This is a genomic window from Stenotrophomonas sp. STEN083, assembly GCF_056759195.1.
On record NZ_JBRRCU010000001.1, the window covers coordinates 118,360 to 139,924 of the forward strand.

Consider the following 21,565-nt stretch of genomic DNA (forward strand, 5'->3'; position numbering starts at 1 on the left):
GGGATGGTGTTCCGATCGGCAGGCTTCCATTCGCCATGCCTTTGCGGCAACACTGCACTGGGCAGCCACCTGTTCCTGCGGGGAAGCGCAATCATGTTCCGAAGCCGCGTCGTCGTCCGCTCGGTTGTACGCCGGTTCGCTTCGCTCGCGCTGGCAGTCGCGCTCGCGTTGCTGGCCGGGCTTGCCTTGCCAGGCACGGCGGTAGCCACCGATGACGCGGCGCAGGTTGAAGGGCCGGTTCCGGCGACGGCGCGTTACTACAACCGCGACATCCTTACCTTCCGCGGCGCTTTCATGGGCCGCTCGCCACTGCAGCGGGCGCAGGTCACCGAGCTCAACATCAAGCGGATCGTCGAGGAGCCCGGCGTGCCCGGGGTCAGCTTCAACGACACCGCCGATGGCGCGATCCTGCTGCTCGGTGGCGAGGTCGTTACCATCATCATCCCTGCCGACGTGGATACCGCACAGGGCCAGAGTCTGGGCCAGGTACGTGAGGAAGTGCGCAGCCGGCTGGGTGATGCGGTTGCCGCTGCCGAACGCGAGCGGGCACCTGGGCGGGTGCTGCGCGGTGTGCTGTACAGCCTTGTCGCCACGCTGTTGGCGGGTGCATTGATCTGGTTGCTGGCATGGGCTGCGCGCAGGCTGCGTGCGGCGATGTTGGCATGGGTTGGAAAGCGGGCGAGTGCGTTGCACAGCGCACCGGTCAAGCAGATGCTGCACGGGGCAAATGCTTTGGCCGACTGGCTGTCGCGTGCGGTGTTGCTGGTGGCGGTGCTGGTGCTGGCAGAGGAATGGCTGCGCTACGTGTTCCATCAGTTCGATTACACCCAACCCTGGGCCACGGCGATGACGGTGTGGATCGCCGCCCAGGCCAAGGCCTGGTTGTGGGCCGGTGTGGCAGCGATTCCGGGGCTGGTCACCGCGGTCATCATTTTCCTGTTGGCGCGCTTGGCCAGCCAGATCGTTGGCATGCTGTTCCGCGGCGTACAGAACGGGCGCTTCCAGATTTTCGGCATCGACCGCCAGTTGGCCGAGCCCAGCCGCAAGCTCACAGTGGCAGGTATCTGGCTGTTCGCACTGGCGATGGCCTATCCCTATCTGCCCGGCTCCAGCAGCGACGCGTTCAAGGGCTTGAGCGTATTGTTGGGCGTGATGATCTCGCTGGGCGGCTCCAGCATTGTCGGCCAGGCCGCGGCCGGCTTCACCCTGCTCTATGCACGGACAATGTCGGTCGGTGATCTGGTCAAGGTTGCCGATGTCGAAGGCCAGGTGCTGCAGATCGGCCTGTTCACCACCCGCATCCGCACCCTTACCGGGGTGGAGGTCAGTCTTCCCAACATGCATGTGCTCAGCGGCAAGCTGCTGAACTACTCGCGCGACCCACAGGCAGCGGGCATGTGGCTGGAGACCAGCATCACCATCGGTTACGACACGCCCTGGCGACAGGTGCATAGGCTGTTGCTGGAGGCTGCGGGCAAGACCGCGCATGTGCAGCGGGTCCCGGCCGCGCATGTGCTGCAGACCGCGCTCAACGATTTCTACGTCGCCTATGTGGTGCGCGTGCACATCATTCAGTTGCCGCTGCGCGCGCAGATACTCAGTGAGCTGCATGCCAACATCCAGGATGCGTTCAACGCTGCCGGGGTGCAGATCATGTCGCCCAACTACATTGCCGACCCGGAGCTGCCAAAGATCGTGCCGCCGGACGATTGGGACCCGAAGGGCCCCGCATCGTGATCGTCTGGCCGGCGTTACGCGCCTGAACAGGCCTGCCGCATGACCGACACCTGCCGGGCGTAACTTGCTGGAAAGCGCGGTGCAGCAGCTGCAACGGCTTGCTGGGGCGCTGGTTTGACGCGCTGCCGCAAGGCCTTTCTGCGGCCGCTCGCTAAACTACTTTCATTTGCAACGGAGGTGGTATGACTGGTTTTCGTCCGGTGTCGCTGATTGGCGTGCCTACCGATGTGGGTGCTGGTGCGCGCGGTGCGCGGCTTGGTCCGGAGGCGCTGCGCATTGCTGGCTTGCCTGAGGCGCTGGTCGAGCGCGGTGTGGAAGTGCGTGACATCGGCAACCTCGACGGCCCGCGCAATCCATGGACCGGACCGGTGCAGGGCTATCGCCATCTTGATGAAGTGGTGGCGTGGAACCACGCGCTGATGGAGGCGACCTATGCCGAGCTGAATGAAGGGCGCCTGCCGATCATGCTCGGTGGCGACCACTGTCTGGGCGTGGGTTCGATCACCGCGGTTGCAACCTGGTGCCGCGAGCAGGGCAAGCAGCTGCGTGTGCTGTGGCTGGACGCGCACTCCGACTTCAACACCTCCGATGTCACCCCGTCGGGCAATATCCACGGGATGCCGGTGGCCTGCCTGTGCGGCCTCGGCCCGGAAGGCTTGACCCATCTGGGTGGCAGCGCGCCGGCGATCGCGCCGTGGCAGGTGCACCAGATCGGCATTCGCTCGGTGGACCCGGAAGAAAAGCGCCTGATCAAGCAGCATCGCGTGGACGTGTATGACATGCGCCATATCGACGAAGCCGGCATGAAGCGCACTGTCGAAGCGGCGTTGCATGGGATCGACGCCAATACCCATCTGCACGTGAGCTTCGACGTGGATTTCCTCGACCCCAGCATTGCCCCAGGCGTTGGCACTACGGTTCCTGGCGGCGTGAACTATCGCGAGGCGCAGCTGGTGATGGAGATGATTGCCGACACCGGACTGATGGGCTCGCTGGACATCGTCGAGCTGAACCCGCTGCTCGATCACCAGAACCGCACCGCCGAGTTGGCTGTGGACCTGGTGGAGAGCCTGTTCGGCAAATCCACCTTGATGCGTGATTAACATTTAAAGGACATCGCTGAACGTGTGCTGCGCGGCTTCACGCGGAGCACACGGCCCAGCCGCCAGATTCGTCTTCACACACGAAGTGCCCGCCGCCGGTAACCGGCCACGGCATCTGCCTTGAAAGGGAGGAGAAGACGAATGACAAAGCGACTGTTGATGTTGGCCCTGGTGGGCGCGTTCTCGGTTGGCATGCTCAGCGGCTGCAATACCGTGGCGGGCGCAGGCAAGGACATGCAGAAGGCCGGTGAGAAGGTCGAAGACAAGGCGCAGGATTGCAAAGACGGCAAGTGCTGATGAACACGCGGTCCATTGTGGGCCGCACCGATGGAACCACCACAGGAGAAACACATGAAGCGTTTGGTTGCCCTGATGATGTTGTCGCTGTTCTCGGTCGCGGTGTTGGCTGGCTGCAATACCGTTGCCGGTGCAGGCAAGGACGTGCAGAAGGCCGGTGAGAAGGTCGAAGACGCTGCCAAGGGTAAGTGATACCTGGCAGGGTCCTGCAGATGAATGAAGGAGGCCGGCACTGCCGGCCTTTTTCATGCACGGAGTCTGCTAGCTGAAGCGATGTTCACCAAGGTCAGCAGCACACAACGAAACATGGACCTGATACCAACGGGGTGGCGACGAAAGTGGTCCCACGCGAATCAACCGCGTATCCCCCGAAGGAGCAGCGTAATGAACAAAGACATCATTTCCGGCAAGTGGACCCAGCTCAAGGGCAAGGTACAGGCCAAGTGGGGCGACATCACCGACGACGACATGAAGGTGGCTGAAGGCAACGCCGAATACCTCGCAGGTCGCCTGCAGGAACGCTATGGCTGGGCCAAGGACCGCGCCGAAACCGAAGTGCGCGACTTCCAGAAGGCGCTGCACAAGGACTATCCCGATTACCACTGATGTGGGGTGATTGAAGGAAGTCGTTTGCGTCAATCAGAAGCCGATGCCAGGCCCCTGGCATCGGCTTCTTTTTGCTTTTTTGTAGGAGCGGCGTAAGCCGCGAAGCAGGGGCATCATTCAGATGGCACAACTTGCAATGGTTGGGGCAATGTCAGCTTCGCGGCTTACACCGCTCCTGCAATATCGGTGGCGGGCTGGCGCAGTGATCAACGCGTCGGTGGATCCGGTACGAAGCCACTCGGGAAGGCTTGCGGCGAGTTGTCTACCCGCGGATAACCACGCGGCAGGATGCCCATGGCAACCAAGCGCTGCCGCGAGTCGTAGCGGATTTCGCTGACCTGCACCGGATTACGGCTGGCGCGCTCGAAGCTGGTCAGCGACGAGCTCGACCACTCACGCTCACCGTGGCCCGTGCCCAGGCGCTGCCGCGATTCGTTCTTGGCCATCGCGCTGGGCGCAGCAGCTTCGGCCGCGCGGCTGCTAGCGCTGGCACCGGCCTGCGCGCGGTCTTCGTACTGCGGCATCGGTCGCGGGGTCGGCCGCGGCATCGGCAGCGGGCGCACGTCATACACCGGCCGGCGTGCTTCGTTGAACACAGCGATGCCGATCACCCCGACATTGGCCGGACGGCCGGTGCGGCTGGCGTAGCTGTCACTGGAACTGGTGAAGACGAACTGCGCCACCTCGGCATTGGACTTGCGCCAGCCGGTGATCTCGCTGCTCTGCCAGGGCTCCAGCACATAGCCGGACTGGCTGGGCGAGGCGGTCTGGCCGGTGATGGCATTGACCCCGTCCACCGACAGCACAACCAGCACGCGCTGGCCGCTGCGGTTCTGCATGCGCACGCTGTAGCGGTGGCCCGGGCTGCCGGCGACCCACTGCTGGCCCCGGTGCGGGTACAGGTCCAGCTCCTGTCCGTCGTCGCGGTCGATCACCGACAGCAGCACCGGACCCTCGTCTGCCGGCCGTACCGGGCTGAACCCGCATAGCGCGACAACCGACAACACACTGGCTAGAAAACGGTACATGGCAGGCTCCTTGGCGGGTACGTGGCTTCAAACGGCCGGCCGCAGGCAATGGGGTTGAGGGCGGGGACAGGCAGGGGCGGTTACACTGGTCCGGTTCATCCGCTCGTCAGCTTGGTTTACATGACTACCCGCGTCCTTACCGGCATCACCCCCTCCGGCACTCCCCACCTCGGCAATTACGTCGGCGCGATCCGCCCGGCCATTGCCGCCAGCCAGGCCTCGGATATCGAGAGCTTCTTCTTCCTGGCCGACCTGCACAGCCTGATCAAGGCGCAGGAGCCCGAGCGCACCCAGCGTTCGACCCTGGAGATCGCGGCCAGCTGGCTGGCCTGCGGCCTGGACCCGGACAAGGTGTGGTTCTACCGCCAGAGCGACATCCCGGAAACCACTGAGCTGATGTGGTTCCTCACCGTGGTGGCCAGCAAGGGCATCCTCAACCGCGCCCATGCCTACAAGGCCGCGGTGGACAAGAACCGCGAGGAACAGCTGGACGATGACGCAGGCGTCAGCGCCGGCCTGTTCATGTACCCGGTGCTGATGGCCGCCGACATTTTGATCTTCAACGCCAACAAGGTGCCGGTGGGTCGCGACCAGATCCAGCACATCGAGATGGCGCGCGATTTCGCCCAGCGCTTCAACCACGTCTACGGCAAGGAATACTTTGCCCTGCCGGAAGTGATCATCGACGAACAGGTGGCCACCCTGGCCGGCCTGGACGGTCGCAAGATGAGCAAGAGCTATAGCAACACCATCCCGCTGTTCGTGCCGCGCGAGGAGCTGAAGAAGCTGGTGTTCTCCATCCTCACCGACTCGCGCCTGCCGGGCGAGCCCAAGGACACCGAGGGCTCGGCGCTGTTCCAGATGTACCAGGCCTTCGCCAGCCCGGAGCAGACCGCCGCGTTTGCCAAGGCCTTTGCCGAGGGCATCAGCTGGGGCGATGCCAAGCAGCAGCTGTTCGAGCGCATCGACGCCGAGCTGTCGCCGCTGCGCGAGCGCTACAACGCCTTGATGGCCGAGCCCGAAAAGATCGAAGCCATCCTGCGTAGGCGCGGCCAGCAGCTGCGCGAGCAGTTCGCCATTCCGCTGTTGAAGGAACTGCGCCACGCCGTCGGCCTGCGTGACCTGTCTGCCGCCGGTGACAAGCCCAAAGCGGCGGTCGCTGCCAAGGCTGCACTGCCGCTGTTCAAGCAGTACCGCGAGAAGGATGGTCGCTTCTACTTCAAGCTGCTCGATGGCGAAGGCGCGCTGCTGATCCAGAGCGAAGGCTTTGATTCACCGCGTGATGCCGGCCAGCTGATCGCCGTGCTCAAGCAGGCCGAGCACGGCGATGCATTGCAGAGCGAGCTGTTCAAGGTCGAAATGGAAGTGGAGCCGGTGCTGGCTGCATTGCGCGAGCTGCGCGAGGCTGCGGCAAAGGAATAAACCTTGTTGGAGGAGCACGTCGATGGCCTGGTTGTCGTTGTTGTTGTTTCTCCCCTGGTTCTGCGTGATGGCGGCGCTGTACTGGTGGTTCCCACGCCAGCCGCGCAACCGCACGCGCACGGTGTTTGATGCATCGATGCTGCTGCTGGCCCTGGTGGCCAGCATCGGCTTCATGTTGTGGGGCTACCACGTGGGCGCCACCGAGGTGGCCGAAGGCCTGTGGAAACAGATCCTGGCCGTGCTGTATGCCTACGGCGGCTTCCTGGCGGTGATGGTGCTGGCATTGCTGCTGCGCCCGCGCGTACTGCAGCACTGAGCCTACACGGCTGCTACAAAAGTCCGGGTTGAGTGGAGGCAGGGTGGCTGGCAGGATCGAAGCCAGTTTCTGCCGGAGTTCCCGTATGTCTGCTGCCCATGGCATCCACACCATCGACACCGCGTTCCAGCGCGATCACTTCGATGCGGCCTACCTGATCGTGCAGGACGGACGTGGTGCGTTTGTCGATTGCGGTACCACCCACTCGCTGCCCAATCTGTTGGCCTGTGTTGCCCAGGCTGGCCTGACGCCTGCGGATATCGACTGGCTTATCGTCACCCATGTGCATCTGGATCATGCCGGCGGCGCCGGTGCGCTGATGCAGCAGCTGCCCAATGCCAAGTTGGTCGTGCACCCGCGCGGCGCCCAGCACATGATTGACCCGACACGGCTGATTGCCGGTGCAACGGCGGTGTATGGTGAGGCCGAGATTGCGCGTAGCTATGGTCAGATCGTGCCGATTCCGGCCGAGCGCGTGGTGGTTGCCGAGGACGGGCATCGCGTTCTGCTGGCGGGCCGCGAGCTGGTCTGCGTGGATACGCCGGGACACGCACGCCATCACTTCTGCGTGTGGGATGCGGCCAGCCGCAGCTGGTTTACCGGCGACACGTTTGGCCTGTCGTACCGCGAGCTGGATCATGCTGGCGGCGCTTTCATCATTCCTACTTCCTCACCGGTGCAGTTTGAACCGGAGGCAATGCATGCCTCGATCCTGCGTTTGATGCAGGAAGCACCGGAAGGCATGTACCTGACCCATTACGGCCGCGTCGAAGGCACGGCGCGATTGGCCAAGGAGCTGCACGAGCAGATTGACGCGATGGTGGCGATCGCACTGCGCTGCAGCGGTGAGCCGGAGCGGCATCGCCTGCTGGTGGATGCGCTGGGCGCGCTGTATGTAGCGCGATTGAGATTGCAGGGCAGCGTGCTGGACGCATCAGAAGTGCTGCGCGTGCTGGCAATGGATATCGAGCTCAACGCGCAGGGTCTGGCCTGTTGGCTGGACCGCGAGAAGCGCTGAAAGTGAGTGGCTTTCCTGTAGCGCCGAGCCATGCTCGGCACTACCGCTCCCTCCCTTGTGCGTAGCGCAGGGGAGGGTTGGGGAGGGGTGCTTTGTGCTGTTGCCGTGGCTGTTGCTCCACCAGCTTCGGGGCTTACACCGCGCCTACCAAGGCAATGCCGGTTAGAATCTGCCATTCATTCTGTCGTTGGTAGTTGCCGTGAATCCGATGCGCATCCTGCTGCTGTCTTCCTGCCTGTTTGTCGGCGGCATCGCCTCGGCGGCCAATGACCTGCCCGGCGGTGGCATCGATCCGGAAGCGCTGTCGCGGCATGTACGCATCCTGGCCTCGGACGAGTTTGAAGGCCGCGCCCCGGCCTCGGCCGGCGAGCAGCGCACCGTGGACTATCTGGTCGATGAATTCCGCAAGGCCGGCCTGCAGCCGGGCGGCAAGGACGGCAGTTGGGTACAGGAAGTGCCGTTGGTGCGCGCCACGGTGGACGGCCAGGTACAGGCTAGCCTGAGCTTGAACGGCAAGTCGCAGCCGCTGGTCAACGGTGAGGACATCACCCTGCAGAGCCTGAGCCCGTTCGGTGTGGTCGACCAGCACGACACACCGCTGGTGTTCATCGGCTATGGCATCTCTGCGCCGGAACGGCACTGGGACGATTACAAGGGCCTGGACCTGAGCGGCAAGATCGCCGTCGTGCTGATCAATGACGCCGACTTCGAGACCGAGGCACCGGGCGCCTTCGACGGCAAGGCGGTCACCTATTACGGCCGCTGGACTTACAAGTTCGAGGAAGCCGCACGGCGCGGTGCCGAGGGCGTGCTGATCGTGCACGAGACCGCTCCGGCCGCCTATCCGTGGGCAACCGTGAAGGCTTCCGGTACTTCGCCGCTGTTCGATATCGAGCGCAGCAACGACGAGGCCCAGGCCGCGCATACGCCGGTACGTGGCTGGATGCAGCGAGCCCTGGCCGAGCGCATCTTCAGCGCTGCCGGATTGGATTTCGAGACTGAGAAGCGCAAGGCGATGAAGGCTGACTTCCGTCCTGTCGAGCTGGGCGATGCGCGTCTTACCACCAGCTTCTGGGTCAAGCGTGAGCGGGTGGTCACCCGTAACGTGGTGGCCAAGCTGGAAGGCAGCAGCCATCCGCAGGAATCGGTGATCTTCTCCGCGCACTGGGATGCCTTCGGCATCGGCCAGCCGGATGCAGCTGGCCAGACTGTGCGCCACGGCGCCATCGACAACGCCACCGGCGTGGCTTCGGTGCTGGAGCTGGGCCGCGTATTCGCCGCCGGCCCGCGCCCGCAGCGTTCGCTGTATTTCATCGCATTGACCGCAGAAGAAAAGGGCCTGCTCGGCGCCAGCTATTACGCCGCACACCCGCTGGCACCGCTGGAAACCACCGCTGCGGTACTGAACATCGAGATGTTCAGCCCGGACGGTGAAACCGCTGATATCGCCACCTGGGGCAATGGCCGGGTTTCGCTGGAGGATGATGTGCAGCGTGTTGCACAGGCACGTGGCCGTCGCTGGTCACCGGATCCGAACCTGGAAGCCGGCTTCTTCTACCGCGCCGATCACTTCGCGTTTGCCCGCAAGGGCGTGCCGGCGATTACCGTTGGTGCTGGTCTGGACAAACTGGATGGTGGCGTTGCTGCTGGTCGCGCGCTGCGTGATGCCTATTTCGCCAAGTGCTACCACCAGGCCTGCGATGCGTGGACGCCGCAGTGGGACGCGCGTGGTTTGGCTGCCGATACCTTGCTGGTCTATGACATGGGTCTGGAGCTGGCCAATAGCCGGAAGTGGCCGACCTGGCAGAAGGGCGCGGAGTTCGAGGCTGCACGAGAAGCGAGTGATGCTGCTCGGCGCTGAGTGATGAGAAGGCCGGTGGACTGAGTCCGCCGGTTTTTGCTTTTTGCTTTTCGATTTTTGCTTTTCGCTTTTATGCCGTCATTCCCGCGTAGGCGGGAATCGCTCTGGCTCTTGCTGCTTGCATTGGGCGTGACAAAGGCAAGTGCAAAGGCGAGTGCAAAGGCAAAGGCATAGAGCGATTCCCGCCTGCGCGGTATTGACGGCATAAGAGCGGAGCAAAAGCCTAAGCCAAAGCCATAGCCAAAGCCATAGCCAAAGCCAAAGCCAAAGCCAAAGCCAAAGCCAAAGCCAAAGCAGCCATGGCGCTGACTTACCCAGTCTTCACTGCCGCGTACCATCCAACCAGTTCGGCCCCTTGTTCTTCAGAAAGAACACATAGACCACCAGCGACACCGCAATCACCGCCGTCACATAGATGGCAAACGTATCCACATGCCCGGTCTTCAGCGCGCCCTGGTACAGCAATGGTGCAGTACCGCCAAACAATGAGTTGGCCATCGCATAGCCAAAACCCACACCCAACGCACGCACATGCGTGGGGAACAGCTCGGCCTTCACCACCGCGTTGATCGAGGTGTAGCCCGTCAGGATCACGAAGCCGACTGCCAGCACCAGGAAAGCCATCAGCGGATCATGCTGCTGCGGCAGCTGGGTGATCATGTACCAGCTGTAGAGCACGCCGCCGACGCCGAAGAACACCAGCAAGCTCTTGCGACCAACGATGTCCGACAGCCAACCGCCGACCGGCTGCAGCAGCATCAGGAAGGTCAGTACGCCCAGGTTGATCACGGTGCCGGTCATCACGTCGTTGCCGGCGAAGGCGCTCTGGATCATCTTCGGCCCGTTCACCGAATAGGTGTAGAAGGCGACCGTGCCACCAGCGGTGATCAGGAAGCACAGCAGCAGCGCGCGCCACTGATGCACGAACAGTTCGTACATCGAACCAGACGCCTTGGCGCGGCCATCCTTCGCTGCTTCGATGGAGTCGGAGGTCAGCGATTCGTCCATGCTCCGGCGCAGCCAGAACACCACGATGGCGGCAATGCCGCCGATGCCGAAGGCGATGCGCCAGCCCCAGGCGGAAATCTCGGGTTTGTCCCACAGCAGCAACATGCCGAGCAGGGTCAGCTGCGCCAGCACGTGGCCGCCGACCAGGGTGACGTAGTGGAACGAGGACAGAAAGCCGCGCCGGCCGGGAATCGCCGCTTCGGACATATAGGTCGCACTGGTGCCGTACTCGCCGCCGGTTGCGAAGCCCTGCGCCAGCCGCGCCAGCAGCAGGATCAATGCCGCCGCGCCTCCGATCTGTGCGGCGGTCGGGGTGATCACGATCAGGAACGAGCAGGCCGCCATCACCGTCACTGACACCGTCAGGGCGCGACGGCGGCCGTAGCGGTCGGCGAAGCGGCCGAAGTACCAGGCGCCGATCGGCCGCATCAGGAAGGTGGCAGCGAAGATCGCCCACACATAGATGGTGGAGTTCTTGTCGGCGGCCGAGAAGAACTGCGACTCGAAGTACACCGCGAACACCGAGTACACATAGACGTCATACCACTCGACCAGGTTGCCGGCCGAACCTTTCAACGTATTGGAGATCGAGCGGCGCAGGGCGGCGCGGTCGGAGGCTGCAGGTGCGTTGGCGGTGGCGGTGTTCATGCAGATGCTGTCCTCGCTGGTTGGCCGATGGCCGGGCGATGCACGCGGTGCAGGCTTGGTTGTTGCCCTCAAGCTAGCGCAGACCATGTATGGATGATGTAGGTGGGCTGCCAAACGAATACAGCATGCCGTTTTTCAGACTGATCTCGGCGCTGCTGTGCCCTAGAATTCACTTTCCCCCGAATGGTGGCACCGCCTCATGTCCTCCCCCGTATCCACGCCGGCTGCTCCTCCCAGGGGTGGCCTTGTCGTTTTGGCGTTGTTCCTGGTCTACGTGGTGTGGGGGTCGACCTATCTCGGCATCCATCTGGCGCTGGAAAGCGGCCTGCCGCCGCTGACAGTGATCTCCGGCACGCGCTTCCTGCTCGCCGGCAGTCTGCTCTATGCCTTCCTGCGCTGGCGTGGCGTCGCCGCGCCGACCCGCGCGCAGTGGAAGACCGTGGCGGTGATGGGGGTGTGCCTGCTGTTCCTCGGCAATGGCATGGTGGTGCTGGCCGAGCGCGATGTGTCATCCGGTCTGGCAGCGGTGGCGGTGGCTTCGGTGCCCCTGTGGATGGCGCTGTTCTCGGCCATCCGTGGCGAGAAGGCCACGCTTGGCGAGTGGCTGGGCATCGCCATTGGTTTCGTCGGCGTGGTCTGGCTCAACGCCGGCAGCAGCCTGACCGCGACGCCTACCGGGCTGATCCTGTTGCTGATCGCGCCGCTGGGCTGGGCGTTCGGCTCCATCTGGTCGCGCGGGCGCGACCTGCCTTCGCCGTTCATGACTGCCGCCGGACAGATGCTGTGCGGTGGCGTGGTGCTGATCAGCGTCGGCCTGCTGCGGGGCGAACGCATCAGCGCGCTGCCCAACCTGCAGGGCCTGTTGTCGGTGAGCTACCTGACCGTATTCGGCTCGATCATCGCCTTCACCGCCTACGTGTGGCTGCTGCACAACGTACGCCCGGTGCTGGCCAGCAGCTATGCCTACGTCAATCCGGTGATTGCCGTGGCCTTGGGCGCGTGGATCGCGCATGAGCGTTTCAGTGTTTCCGATCTCGGCGCGATGGCGGTGATTCTGGCCGGCGTCGTGGTCATCACCCTTGCAAGGCTGCGTCGCGCATGAACAGCAACAGCGAAACCCGCAACGGCCTGTGGGCCACCACCCTGGCTTTCGTCATCTGGGGCTTGTTCCCGCTGTACTGGCACCTGCTCAAGGAGGTGCCGTCGTTCCTGATCATTGCCCACCGCATTGTCTGGAGCGCGGTGCTGCTGGTCGGTGGCCTGGGCATCATGCGCGGTTGGGGCTGGTTGACCGAGGTATGGGCAACGCCACGGCGGTTCTGGCTGTTGGGTCTGTCCAGCTTGTTGATCGCACTGAACTGGAGCCTGTACATCTGGGCGGTCAACGCCGGGCATGTGGTGGAAACCAGTCTGGGCTACTTCATCAACCCGCTGCTGAGCGTGCTGCTCGGGGTAATGGTGCTGGGCGAGCGCCTGGGCAAGCTGCAATGGCTGGCGGTAGCGCTGGCGGCGCTGGGCGTGGCCTGGTTGACCTGGCAGAGCGGGCGCCCGCCGTGGATTGCGATTGGCCTGTCCATCACCTTTGGCCTGTATGGCCTGCTGCGCAAGCTGGTGGTGGTCGATGCGGTGAGCGGGCTGGGTGTGGAAAGCCTGTTCATGGTGGCACCGGCGCTGGCTTATGTGATCTGGGCCGAGGCCGGTCATGGCGGCGGTTTCATTTCCGGTTGGGGCGTCGGCAACGATGTGCTGCTGGTGCTGGCCGGTGCGGTCAGCGCGATCCCGCTGATTGCCTTCGCCTTCGGCGTGCGGCGGGTGCCGCTGACCGTGGTCGGCCTGCTGCAGTACATCGCGCCGACCCTGCAGTTCCTGGTCGGCGTGCTGGTGTTCCGCGAGGCCTTCAATGCCAACCAGCTGGTCGGCTTCTGCCTGATCTGGGCTGGCCTTGTAGTGTTCGCGGTGGCGGGTGTGCGCAAGGCGCGCATGGCACGTGTGGCTTTGCCGAGCGCGTAAACAGTGCTCGCCGTAGCCCGGGTAAGCGCAGCGCACCCGGGGCTGTTGGCGCATAGGGTGCTGACCGCCGTATCTCCTGCCCCCGGGTGCGCTGCGCTTACCCGGGCTACGCCACTCAGCGGTTGATGACGGCTTCGATGCGGTGCCCGTCCGGGTCGATCAGAAACGCCGCGTAGTAATACGTGCCATAGTCCGGACGCAGGCCCGGTGCACCGTTGTCGTGGCCGCCGATGGCCAGCGCAGTTGTATGGAAGCGATCAACGGCAGGACGATCCGGCGCGGCGAAGGCCAGATGAAAGCCCGCACTTGCAGGGTTGGCGTCATCGCGCAGCTTCAGGCAGAACAGATCCTCGTCATCGACCAGACCATAGCCGATGGCGGTGTCGTCCTCGAATACACGTCGGAAGCCCAGCGCGCCCAGTGCGGCATCGTAGAACGCGCCGCTCAGGGCAAGGTCGCGGACCGGGAAGGAAACGTGGTGGAGCATTTCGAGCGACCTGCGGGTTGGCGGGGAGGTGCTGACGTTAGCGGCTCTGCATCGATGTGTCTGCCGCTGATTGGCGCACTGCGCCCTACTGGTATCACCACAAACAAGAACGGCGCCCTGGGGCGCCGTTCTCTCGCGATCAGCAGCGGCTTACTTGGCCGTGTTGCTGTCCTTGTTCTTCATCATCGCGTCGCGGTTGGCCTTGAACGGGTTGCCTTCGTACCAGTTCGGCCACGCGTCACCGCCGGCCAGCTGCTGGCCAACGCCGTACAACAGCTCCAGGTCTTCGACGATGCCGTCGAGCTTCCAGGTGGCCGGATCGTACTCGTCCTTCGGGCCGTGGTAGCGATCCTTGCCATAGGCTTCGGCTGCACGCTTGCCAGCCTCGACGCCGCCGTCGATCAGGTCTTCGCCGCCATCGGCATACAACGCAGGCACGCCGGCCTTGGCGAAGTTGAAGTGATCGGAGCGGAAGTAGAAGCCGCTCTGCACCGAGCTCTCCGCATGCAGGGTACGGCCTTGCTTGGCGGCCAGCGGCTTGAGCAGGTCTTCCAGCTCGGAGCTGCCAAAGCCCGTCACGGTGAGGTCACGTGCACGACCATTGACCGACATCGCATCGATGTTGATCACGCCGGCAATCTTGTCCAGCGGGAAGGTCGGGTGGTTCACGTAGTACTGCGAACCGAGCAGGCCGGATTCTTCCAGCGTCACCGCCAGGAACACCACCGAGCGTTCCGGCGGGGTCTGCTGGTGGGCAAGTGCATCAGCCACTTCAAGAATGCCGGCCACGCCGGTCGCGTTGTCTACCGCACCGTTGTAGATGTTGTCGCCTTCCTCGCCCTCGTGCTTGCCCAGATGATCCCAGTGCGCCATGTACAGCACGGCTTCGTCGGCACGCTTGCTGCCCGGCAGTACGCCGACCACGTTGCGCGACTTCTTCTGCGCGATGGTGCTCTTCAGGTCCAGCGACAGGCTGGCATTCAACGGTGCCGGCTTGAAGCTGCGCTTGCTGGCGTCCTTGTAGGCCTTGTCCAGGTCCAGCCCGGCATCGGCAAACAGCTTGCGTGCGGCCTCGGCGCTGAGCCAGCCCTGTGCCTGCAGGCGCGGCTGGCTGTCCTCGGCGGCGGGCAGATCGTACTGCGCACCGCCCCAGGAGTTCTTCACCACATCCCAGCCATAGGAGGCACCGGCGCTGTCGTGCACGATCAACGCGGCGGCGGCGCCCTTGCGTGCGGCTTCCTCGAACTTGTAGGTCCAGCGCCCGTAATAGGTCATGCGCTTGCCATCGAACAACTTGGCGTCGTCGGTGTGGAAGCCCGGGTCGTTGACGAACATCACCACCGTCTTGCCCTTCCAATCCTGGCCGGTGTAGTCGTTCCAGTTCTGCTCGGGTGCATCCACGCCGTAACCGACGAAGACCAGATCGCTTTTGTCGATCTTGATTTCCGGCTGGCCGCTGCGGGTGCCGATCACCATGTCGGTGCCGAACACCAGGTCACGGCTGGCTTGGCCCTGCTGGATCTTCAGCACGGTAGCCGGGTTGGCCGTGGTTTCGGTCATCGGCACTTCCTGGAACCAGCTGTCGCCGTTACCCGGCTGCAGACCGATGCGCTGCATCTGGTCGCGGATGTAGTTGACCGTCAGTTCTTCGCCATTGCTGCCGGGGGCGCGGCCTTCGAATTCATCCGAGGCCAGGGTCTTCACCAGTTCGCCGAAGTCGGCAGCATTGATGCCACCGGCAAAGGTGTGGGCCGGTGCCGGTGCAGGGGCGGGCGCGGAGGCCGCCGGTGCCGGTGCCTCCTGCTTGCAGGCGGCCAGTGCCGCGGTCGCGGCCAGGCACAACAACAGTTTGCGTTGCATGAGAACTCCGGGTTGCAAGATCGAACCCGGATTCTAGGCAGGATTGGCCTGCAATGCGCGTTCAGCGTGGCGCGGTTTCACTGTCGAAACGCTGTGGCGTGGCACCGGTCACAGGACCGATCTTGGCCGAGTCGTGCACCAGCAGCACGACCTCGCGCTCGAACACCAGCGGGCCTTCAACCACGGCGTTCGGGCCGATCACGATCCGCGGCTTGCGCGGTGCGGTCAGCGAGATGCCAAACGAGGGACGGTTGACCTTGATGCCGCCTTTGACAACTGAATCGATGCCAACGGTGATGTCGCCGTTGACGGTCTCGATATCGCCACCCAGCTGCGCGGCGACCAGGCCGATGCTGCCGTTGACGGTTTCAATATTGCCGCCGATGCGGCTGCCACGATCAACGTAGATGCCGCCGTTCACTGTATCCAGGCCGTGGGTCAGCACCAGGTTGCGGCCGCCACGGATCGCGCCATTGACGGTTTCGATGCTGTGCGCCTGCACATTGTCTTCGGTGCGTACGCTGCCGTTCACGGTCTCGACGCTGTTGGCCTGCACACCTGAAGCCAGCTGGATGCTGCCATTGACGGTTTCCAGATCGCCGTAGGTGGTGCCGGCCTGGGTCTGGATGCTGCCATTGACCTTGCTGATGTCGTCGGCGGCCAGCGCCAGTGGGGCACTCGTGCTCAGCAGCAGAAGTAGAAATAGACGTTTCATGAGATCTCCACTGTGGAAATGCCGATGGACTGGGTGGCATGGCATCACGCTTGGGTACAATCCGCATCTGCCTGAAGTCACTGGAACCTCTTTGCGCCAGCCCAGTCACCAGCCTCGTTCCCGACGACCTGCGGCCCTGCCGCCATGGCGCGGTGCCTGCCTGCTGATGCTGGGCGTGTTGCTGGCCGGTCCATTATCAGCGCAGAACAGTTCGCGCGACACTGAAAAGAAGCTGCAGCAGCTGCGCGGCGAGATCAAAGATGTCGCCCAGGAACGGCGCCAGCTGGAAGGACAACGCGGTGAAGCCAGCCAGCGCCTGCGCGAGGCCGACCAGAAGGTTGCCCGCAGCGGCCGTGCGGTAGCCGAGGCCGAAGCTGCGGTGCAGCGTGAGCAGCAGTCGTTGGTAGCCCTGCAGCAACGCCGGACCACGTTGGAAAGTGGCCTGGCCCAGCAACGCCAGCAGCTGGCAACCCTGTTGCGCGGTGCTTACCAGCTGGGTAATCACGCGCCCTTGAAGCTGCTGTTGTCGCAGGACAGCGTGGCTGATGCCAATCGCGAACTGGCCTACCACCGCTATCTGCAGCGCGAGCGGGCCAAGGCAATCACCGGCCTGACCACCGACCTGCAGGCGCTGACCAGCACTGAGCAGCAGATCCTGGCGCGCAGCAAGGAGCTGGAACAGGCCCGCGAGCAGCAACGCCAGCAGGCTACCGCGCTGGCCCAGGACCGTCGCCAGCGCGCCAGCGTGCTGAGCGAGCTGGATACCCGCTATCAGGATCGCAGCGAACGCGAAAAGGCCTTGGGCAAGGACGCACGCGCACTGGAGCAGGTGCTGGCCAGTCTGCGCGCAGCCGCTGCTCGCGCCGAAGCCGAGCGCCGCGCGGCCGCCCGTCGTGCCGCCGAACAGGCGCGGCAGGCCGCCGCTGCCAACAACGGCTCCACTCGCGGCCCGGCCCGGGCCACACCGGGCAAGGTGCCGCCGCGGGTGGTCGCCAATGCGCCGGCACCGCGGGTTGGTGGCTTGGGTTGGCCGTTGTCGGGCAACCTGCTGGCCCGTTACGGCGGTCGCTTGCCGGATGGCCGCAACAGCGCCGGCGTGCTGATCGGTGCGCCGGCAGGCAGTACCGTCACCGCCGTTGCCGACGGTACGGTGGTGTTCTCCGACTGGATGACCGGCTACGGCATGATCCTGATCGTCGATCACGGCAACGGCTATATGAGCCTGTACGCGCACAACGACGCCTTGTTGAAGGATGCCGGTGCCAGCATCAAACGTGGCGATGCGGTGGCCAAGGTTGGCAACTCCGGGGGCCAGGGCGTTACCGCCCTCTACTTTGAACTGCGCCGCAACGGCCAGCCGGTAGATCCCTCGACCTGGTTGCAGCGGCAGTAACGCCCGCTGAGCGCTGGCGCAGCGGGCTGCGCTGGTTCAACAAGAATTTAGCTGGGCTTCGCGCATAATCGGGTTCAGCGCGGTTATTGCGCATCCGTTTTCTCATGGAGTGGTTCATGCGTGTAGCCCGTCTTGCTGCTGCCCTGCTGTTGGCCCTGTCACCGGCGGTTGCATTGGCCCAGAGCGCCCCGGACAAGGTGTCCAAGGCGGACGATCCCGACGCCAAGGAATCGGTCACCTCACGCGTACCGCTGGACGAGATCCGCCGCTTCGTCGGCGTCTACAACGCCGTGCGTGCGGCCTATGTGGACCCGGTGGATGACAAGAAGCTGATGCAGTCGGCGGTACGCGGCCTGCTGCTGGAGCTGGACCCGCACAGCACCTATTTCGACAAGGAAGATGCCGAGGCCTTCGACGAGCAGACCAACGGTGCCTATGAAGGCATCGGTGTGGAGGTACTGCAGCAGGACAACACCTTGAAGGTGGTGTCGCCGATCGACGATACCCCGGCCGCGCGTGCTGGGCTGAAGGCTGGCGACCTTATTGTGGCCATCGATGGCACCCCGATCAATGCCATCGATGCCAGCGAGCCGCTGCGTGGCAAGGCCGGCAGCAGCGTGGTGCTGACCATCGCCCGCGGCGAGCAGAAGCCCTTCGATGTCACCGTGACGCGCGAGACCATCCGCGTTACCAGCGTGCGCAGCAAGATGCTGGAACCGGGCTACGGTTATATCCGCATCAGCACCTTCCAGGCCGATACCGGCGCTGACTTCCAGAAGCAGTTGAACCAGCTGCAGGCACAGGCGGGCGGCAAGTTGAAGGGCTTGGTGCTGGACCTGCGCAGCAATCCGGGCGGTCTACTCACTGCTGCCGTGCAGGTGGCTGATGATCTGTTGGAGAGGGGCGGCATCGTCAGTACCCGTGGCCGCATCTCGATCAGCGATGCCAAGTTCGACGCCACCCCGGGCGACCTGCTCAAGGGCGCACCGATGGTGGTATTGGCTGATGCTGGCTCGGCTAGTGCCTCTGAAGTGCTGGCCGGTGCCTTGCGTGACAACGGCCGCGCGCGCGTGGTCGGCAGCCGCACCTTCGGCAAGGGCTCGGTGCAGACCGTGCTGCCACTGGACAACGGCGACTCGGTCAAGCTGACCACCGCCCGTTACTACACGCCCAGTGGTCGCTCGATCCAGGCCACCGGCATCCTGCCGGATGTGGAACTGGCGCCGGATCCTGCCGATGCGGTCAACGACCTGCCGGCCAGCCTGAGCGACTACAGCGAGGCCAAGCTGCCCGGCCATCTGCGTGGTGATGACGAAGCGGTGGGCAGCAAGGCCGGTGTGGTATTGCCGGGCGATGCCCCGATCCAGTCGGCGCTGCAGGAACTCAAGCACCCCGGCTCGGTAGCGGCAGCGCAGGCGGCAGCGGCAAAGGCCAAACCAAAGCCCGCCAGCGCCGAAGCAAAACCGGCAGCACCGGCCGAGGTTGCAAAGCCAGCAACCGCAGCTCCAGAAGCCAAGCCCGCCGCCGCAGAAAAGCCCCTGTAGTGCCGAGCCATGCTCGGCAGGGGCGTCACCGGTAAGGCCTCAGCCGAACATGTAGCGCCGAGCCATGCTCGGCAGGGGGCTTGCCGGGCAATGTCGGCGTCCTTGTGGGAGCGGCGTCAACCGCGAAGCCGACATCAATGAAATTGCAGGCAAGCCGGTGATCTGATGGGTCACCGGCTTCGCGGCTGACGCCGCTCCTACAAAAAACGAGGGGCTAGAAGCCTTTGCGTTTGCGCAGCCGTCTTGCAATCGCGGCCCGCACATACAGCCCATAAGCGACGCCAGACAAAAAGCCGGCCACATGCGCCGACCAGGCCACCATGCCGAAGCTGGGGCCGATATAGGCGAACACCACCTGCAACGCCGCCCACACGCCGATCAGCAGGAACGCCGGCGCACGCACGAACTCCAGGAACAAACCCAGTGGCAGCACCACACCCAGCTTGGCGCGTGGAAACAGGGTCAGATAGGTACCCATCAGCGCCGACACCGCGCCGCTGGCACCAATGATGGTGCGCTCGGGCGAGCCGATCACGTACAGCGCAGCGAGGTTGGCGATGGCGCCGCCGAACAGGAACAGCAGCAGCAGGCGCCACGGCCCCAGCACCCGCTCGGCGGGCAGGCCGAAGATCAGCAGGAACACCAGGTTGCCCAGCAGGTGCGACCAGTCGGCATGCAGGAACAGCGCGGTGAACAGCCTTAATACGCTGCCGTCGCGCAATGCCGCCCACCAGTCATGGCCGCTGCCCAGGCCGGTGGCCAGCGCGCCCCAGTCCAGCCACAGCGAACGTCGCGCCTCATCTGGCCTTGAGATTGACCAGAGGAAGGCGGCCAGCAAGGTCAGGCACAGCAAGGGCACCGCCCAGCGCAGGCCTGACTTATTTCTGGAAGGAATGGAGACGAACATGAGTCTGGAAGCCTAACCCGGCATCGACCGGGAAGGGCTGGGAATATGTCTTACGTCGTTATTGTTTAGTTAACCAGCGTGGGTGATACTGCATACGGCGTCGTATGTCGGGAGGGGACTCCGGCGCACTGTCAAGTAGCTTGCTACTTGGGAGTGCAGGCGCAAAACGACCATTACCGTTTACGGAGAGAGCTTCCACTATGACCGCTTCTGCTATTGCTCGCGTAACTGCCCTTGCCGTCGGTATTGCCGGCGCCCTGGCTTTCAGCCACGCCGATGCTGCTGCCTTCCAGCTGAAGGAAAACAGCGCCAAGGGCCTCGGCCGCGCTTTTGCCGGTTCCGGCAGCGCCAAGGGAGATGCATCCATCATCGCCGTCAACCCGGCCGGCATGCGCCAGCTGGACGGCATGCAGGTCCAAGGCGACCTGAGTGCCATCAGCTTCTCGGCTGAATTCAAGGGCAGTGGCCGCACCCCGGTAGGTACCCCGCAGACCGGCGGCGACGGCGGCGATGCAGGCATGATCGCGCCGGTCCCGGCTGCCTATTTCCATATGCCGATCGGTGAGCAGGCTCACTTCGGCGTGTCGCTGACCGCGCCGTTCGGTTTCAAGACCGAATACGACAAGGGCTGGGTCGGCCGTTACAGCGGCTTGAAGACCGATCTGAAGGCTGTCGATCTGGGCTTTGCAGCGTCCTATGACGTCAACCCGTATGTGTCCTTTGGCGCTTCGGTGTTCGTTGAGCACCTGACCATCGAACTGAGCAACAACATCGACTTCGGCACCGCGCTGGCTCAGTCGCGTGTGCCGGGCTTTGCACCAGGCAATGCCGACGGCAAGCTGACCGTGGAAGGCGACAACAATGCAGTGGGTTGGACCGTTGGTGGCTTGTTCAGCCCCGATGAGAACACCCATATCGGTATCAGCTATCGTTCCAAGGTCGAGCACAAGGTCACCGGCGGCAAGGCTACGTTCGACGTACCGCCCAACGCCGCTGCGATTCTGGCAGTAGCCCAGCCGGGCCGCTTCACCAGCACCTCGGGCAAGGCCACGCTGACCCTGCCGGCTTCGGCCACCTTGAGCGTGACCCACAACGTCAACGACCGCTGGACCGTGATGGGTGATGTCACCCGCACTGCCTGGTCGACCGCGTTCGACCAGGTCACCATCGACTACGCTTCGGCGCAGCCGGACTCGGTGCTGGAGTTCGGTTACCGCGACACGACCTTCGTCTCGCTGGGTACCGACTTCAAGTTGAGCGACACCGTCACCCTGCGCGGTGGTATCGCACTGGACCAGACCCCGACCACGAATGCGCATCGCGATGTGCGCGTGCCGGATACCAGCCGTAAGTGGCTGTCGCTGGGCGTGGGTTGGACCCCGTCGGAAAACATCGAGTACAACTTCGGCTACACCCACCTGTTCACCAGCGATCCGGACGTGAAGATCGCCGGTACCACCAACAACCAGGGCAACTCGCTGACCGGTAAGTACAAGGTCCGCGGCGACGTCTTGGCTGCCTCGATCAACTACAAGTTCTGATCGAAGCGTAGCTGATGCATGCAGAAAGCCCCGCGCAAGCGGGGCTTTTTGTTTGTGTGTTGCC

20 protein-coding genes are annotated in these 21,565 nt (G+C 64.0%); 14 read left to right on the top strand and 6 right to left on the bottom strand.

Going from position 1 to position 21,565, the window contains the following annotated elements:
- Positions 1 to 93 precede the first annotated feature (93 nt).
- The 5 genes from ACVOK8_RS00520 to ACVOK8_RS00540 all read left to right on the top strand — a co-directional run bounded on the left by ACVOK8_RS00520 (position 94) and on the right by ACVOK8_RS00540 (position 3,743).
- The gene (locus ACVOK8_RS00520) at positions 94 to 1,737 is read left to right on the top strand and encodes a mechanosensitive ion channel family protein (RefSeq protein WP_481565094.1); all 1,644 of its coding nucleotides are present in this window, start codon (positions 94 to 96) and stop codon (positions 1,735 to 1,737) included.
- Positions 1,738 to 1,919: 182 nt separating this feature from the next.
- Positions 1,920 to 2,840, top strand: a complete 921-nt coding sequence (gene rocF, locus ACVOK8_RS00525; RefSeq protein WP_481565095.1) for an arginase — start codon at positions 1,920 to 1,922, stop codon at positions 2,838 to 2,840.
- Positions 2,841 to 2,999: 159 nt separating this feature from the next.
- A complete protein-coding gene (locus tag ACVOK8_RS00530) occupies positions 3,000 to 3,137 on the top strand; it encodes an entericidin A/B family lipoprotein (protein ID WP_481528874.1) in 138 nt (45 codons plus the stop codon).
- Positions 3,138 to 3,191: 54 nt separating this feature from the next.
- Positions 3,192 to 3,329, top strand: a complete 138-nt coding sequence (locus ACVOK8_RS00535; RefSeq protein WP_481544666.1) for an entericidin A/B family lipoprotein — start codon at positions 3,192 to 3,194, stop codon at positions 3,327 to 3,329.
- Between the two features lie 192 nt (positions 3,330 to 3,521).
- Entirely contained in the window at positions 3,522 to 3,743 is a 222-nt protein-coding gene (locus tag ACVOK8_RS00540) for a CsbD family protein (protein WP_282269033.1), read from the top strand.
- Positions 3,744 to 3,949: 206 nt separating this feature from the next.
- Here the strand turns inward: ACVOK8_RS00540 and ACVOK8_RS00545 are convergent, their stop codons facing one another.
- Positions 3,950 to 4,771 (bottom strand): hypothetical protein, encoded by an 822-nt coding sequence (locus ACVOK8_RS00545; protein ID WP_481565096.1) that lies wholly within the window; start codon positions 4,769 to 4,771, stop codon positions 3,950 to 3,952.
- A gap of 120 nt (positions 4,772 to 4,891) precedes the next feature.
- Here ACVOK8_RS00545 and ACVOK8_RS00550 point away from each other — a divergent pair, with 120 nt between their 5' ends.
- The 4 genes from ACVOK8_RS00550 (at position 4,892) to ACVOK8_RS00565 (ending at position 9,388) form a co-directional block, all read left to right on the top strand.
- Entirely contained in the window at positions 4,892 to 6,193 is a 1,302-nt protein-coding gene (locus ACVOK8_RS00550; protein ID WP_481565097.1) for a tryptophan--tRNA ligase, read from the top strand.
- Positions 6,194 to 6,215: 22 nt separating this feature from the next.
- The gene (locus tag ACVOK8_RS00555; RefSeq protein ID WP_481565098.1) at positions 6,216 to 6,509 is read left to right on the top strand and encodes a hypothetical protein; all 294 of its coding nucleotides are present in this window, start codon (positions 6,216 to 6,218) and stop codon (positions 6,507 to 6,509) included.
- Positions 6,510 to 6,594: 85 nt separating this feature from the next.
- Entirely contained in the window at positions 6,595 to 7,527 is a 933-nt protein-coding gene (locus tag ACVOK8_RS00560; RefSeq protein ID WP_481565099.1) for an MBL fold metallo-hydrolase, read from the top strand.
- Between the two features lie 208 nt (positions 7,528 to 7,735).
- A complete protein-coding gene (locus ACVOK8_RS00565; protein WP_481565146.1) occupies positions 7,736 to 9,388 on the top strand; it encodes a M28 family metallopeptidase in 1,653 nt (550 codons plus the stop codon).
- A gap of 321 nt (positions 9,389 to 9,709) precedes the next feature.
- On the opposite strand, the gene ACVOK8_RS00570 is transcribed toward ACVOK8_RS00565, so the two are convergent.
- Positions 9,710 to 11,044, bottom strand: coding sequence for an MFS transporter (locus tag ACVOK8_RS00570; RefSeq protein ID WP_481565100.1), 1,335 nt, complete (start codon positions 11,042 to 11,044; stop codon positions 9,710 to 9,712).
- A 199-nt stretch (positions 11,045 to 11,243) separates the two neighbouring features.
- Here ACVOK8_RS00570 and yedA point away from each other — a divergent pair, with 199 nt between their 5' ends.
- Positions 11,244 to 12,146, top strand: a complete 903-nt coding sequence (yedA, locus tag ACVOK8_RS00575; protein ID WP_481565101.1) for a drug/metabolite exporter YedA — start codon at positions 11,244 to 11,246, stop codon at positions 12,144 to 12,146.
- Positions 12,143 to 13,054 carry an EamA family transporter RarD gene (rarD, locus tag ACVOK8_RS00580; protein WP_481565102.1) on the top strand — a complete coding sequence of 304 codons (912 nt, stop codon included), beginning with the start codon at positions 12,143 to 12,145 and terminating at the stop codon, positions 13,052 to 13,054. Before yedA ends, rarD begins: the two co-directional genes overlap by 4 nt.
- A gap of 115 nt (positions 13,055 to 13,169) precedes the next feature.
- Here rarD and ACVOK8_RS00585 read toward each other — a convergent pair whose 3' ends face one another.
- From ACVOK8_RS00585 to ACVOK8_RS00595, 3 genes are all read right to left on the bottom strand, one after another.
- Positions 13,170 to 13,541 carry a VOC family protein gene (locus ACVOK8_RS00585; RefSeq protein ID WP_481565103.1) on the bottom strand — a complete coding sequence of 124 codons (372 nt, stop codon included), beginning with the start codon at positions 13,539 to 13,541 and terminating at the stop codon, positions 13,170 to 13,172.
- Between the two features lie 150 nt (positions 13,542 to 13,691).
- The gene (locus ACVOK8_RS00590) at positions 13,692 to 15,401 is read right to left on the bottom strand and encodes a M28 family metallopeptidase (protein WP_481565104.1); all 1,710 of its coding nucleotides are present in this window, start codon (positions 15,399 to 15,401) and stop codon (positions 13,692 to 13,694) included.
- A 61-nt stretch (positions 15,402 to 15,462) separates the two neighbouring features.
- Positions 15,463 to 16,116, bottom strand: coding sequence for a DUF4097 family beta strand repeat-containing protein (locus ACVOK8_RS00595; RefSeq protein ID WP_481565105.1), 654 nt, complete (start codon positions 16,114 to 16,116; stop codon positions 15,463 to 15,465).
- 166 nt (positions 16,117 to 16,282) lie between these two features.
- Here ACVOK8_RS00595 and ACVOK8_RS00600 point away from each other — a divergent pair, with 166 nt between their 5' ends.
- A complete protein-coding gene (locus tag ACVOK8_RS00600; protein ID WP_481565147.1) occupies positions 16,283 to 17,509 on the top strand; it encodes a murein hydrolase activator EnvC family protein in 1,227 nt (408 codons plus the stop codon).
- 116 nt (positions 17,510 to 17,625) lie between these two features.
- On the top strand, positions 17,626 to 19,053 hold the full coding sequence (locus ACVOK8_RS00605) for a S41 family peptidase (RefSeq protein WP_481565106.1): 1,428 nt from the start codon (positions 17,626 to 17,628) through the stop codon (positions 19,051 to 19,053).
- Positions 19,054 to 19,267: 214 nt separating this feature from the next.
- On the opposite strand, the gene ACVOK8_RS00610 is transcribed toward ACVOK8_RS00605, so the two are convergent.
- Complete coding sequence (locus ACVOK8_RS00610; RefSeq protein WP_481565107.1) at positions 19,268 to 19,960, bottom strand: rhomboid family intramembrane serine protease; 693 nt, start codon at positions 19,958 to 19,960, stop codon at positions 19,268 to 19,270.
- A gap of 200 nt (positions 19,961 to 20,160) precedes the next feature.
- Here ACVOK8_RS00610 and ACVOK8_RS00615 point away from each other — a divergent pair, with 200 nt between their 5' ends.
- Positions 20,161 to 21,501, top strand: a complete 1,341-nt coding sequence (locus ACVOK8_RS00615; protein ID WP_481565108.1) for an outer membrane protein transport protein — start codon at positions 20,161 to 20,163, stop codon at positions 21,499 to 21,501.
- The last annotated feature ends 64 nt before the right edge of the window (positions 21,502 to 21,565 follow it).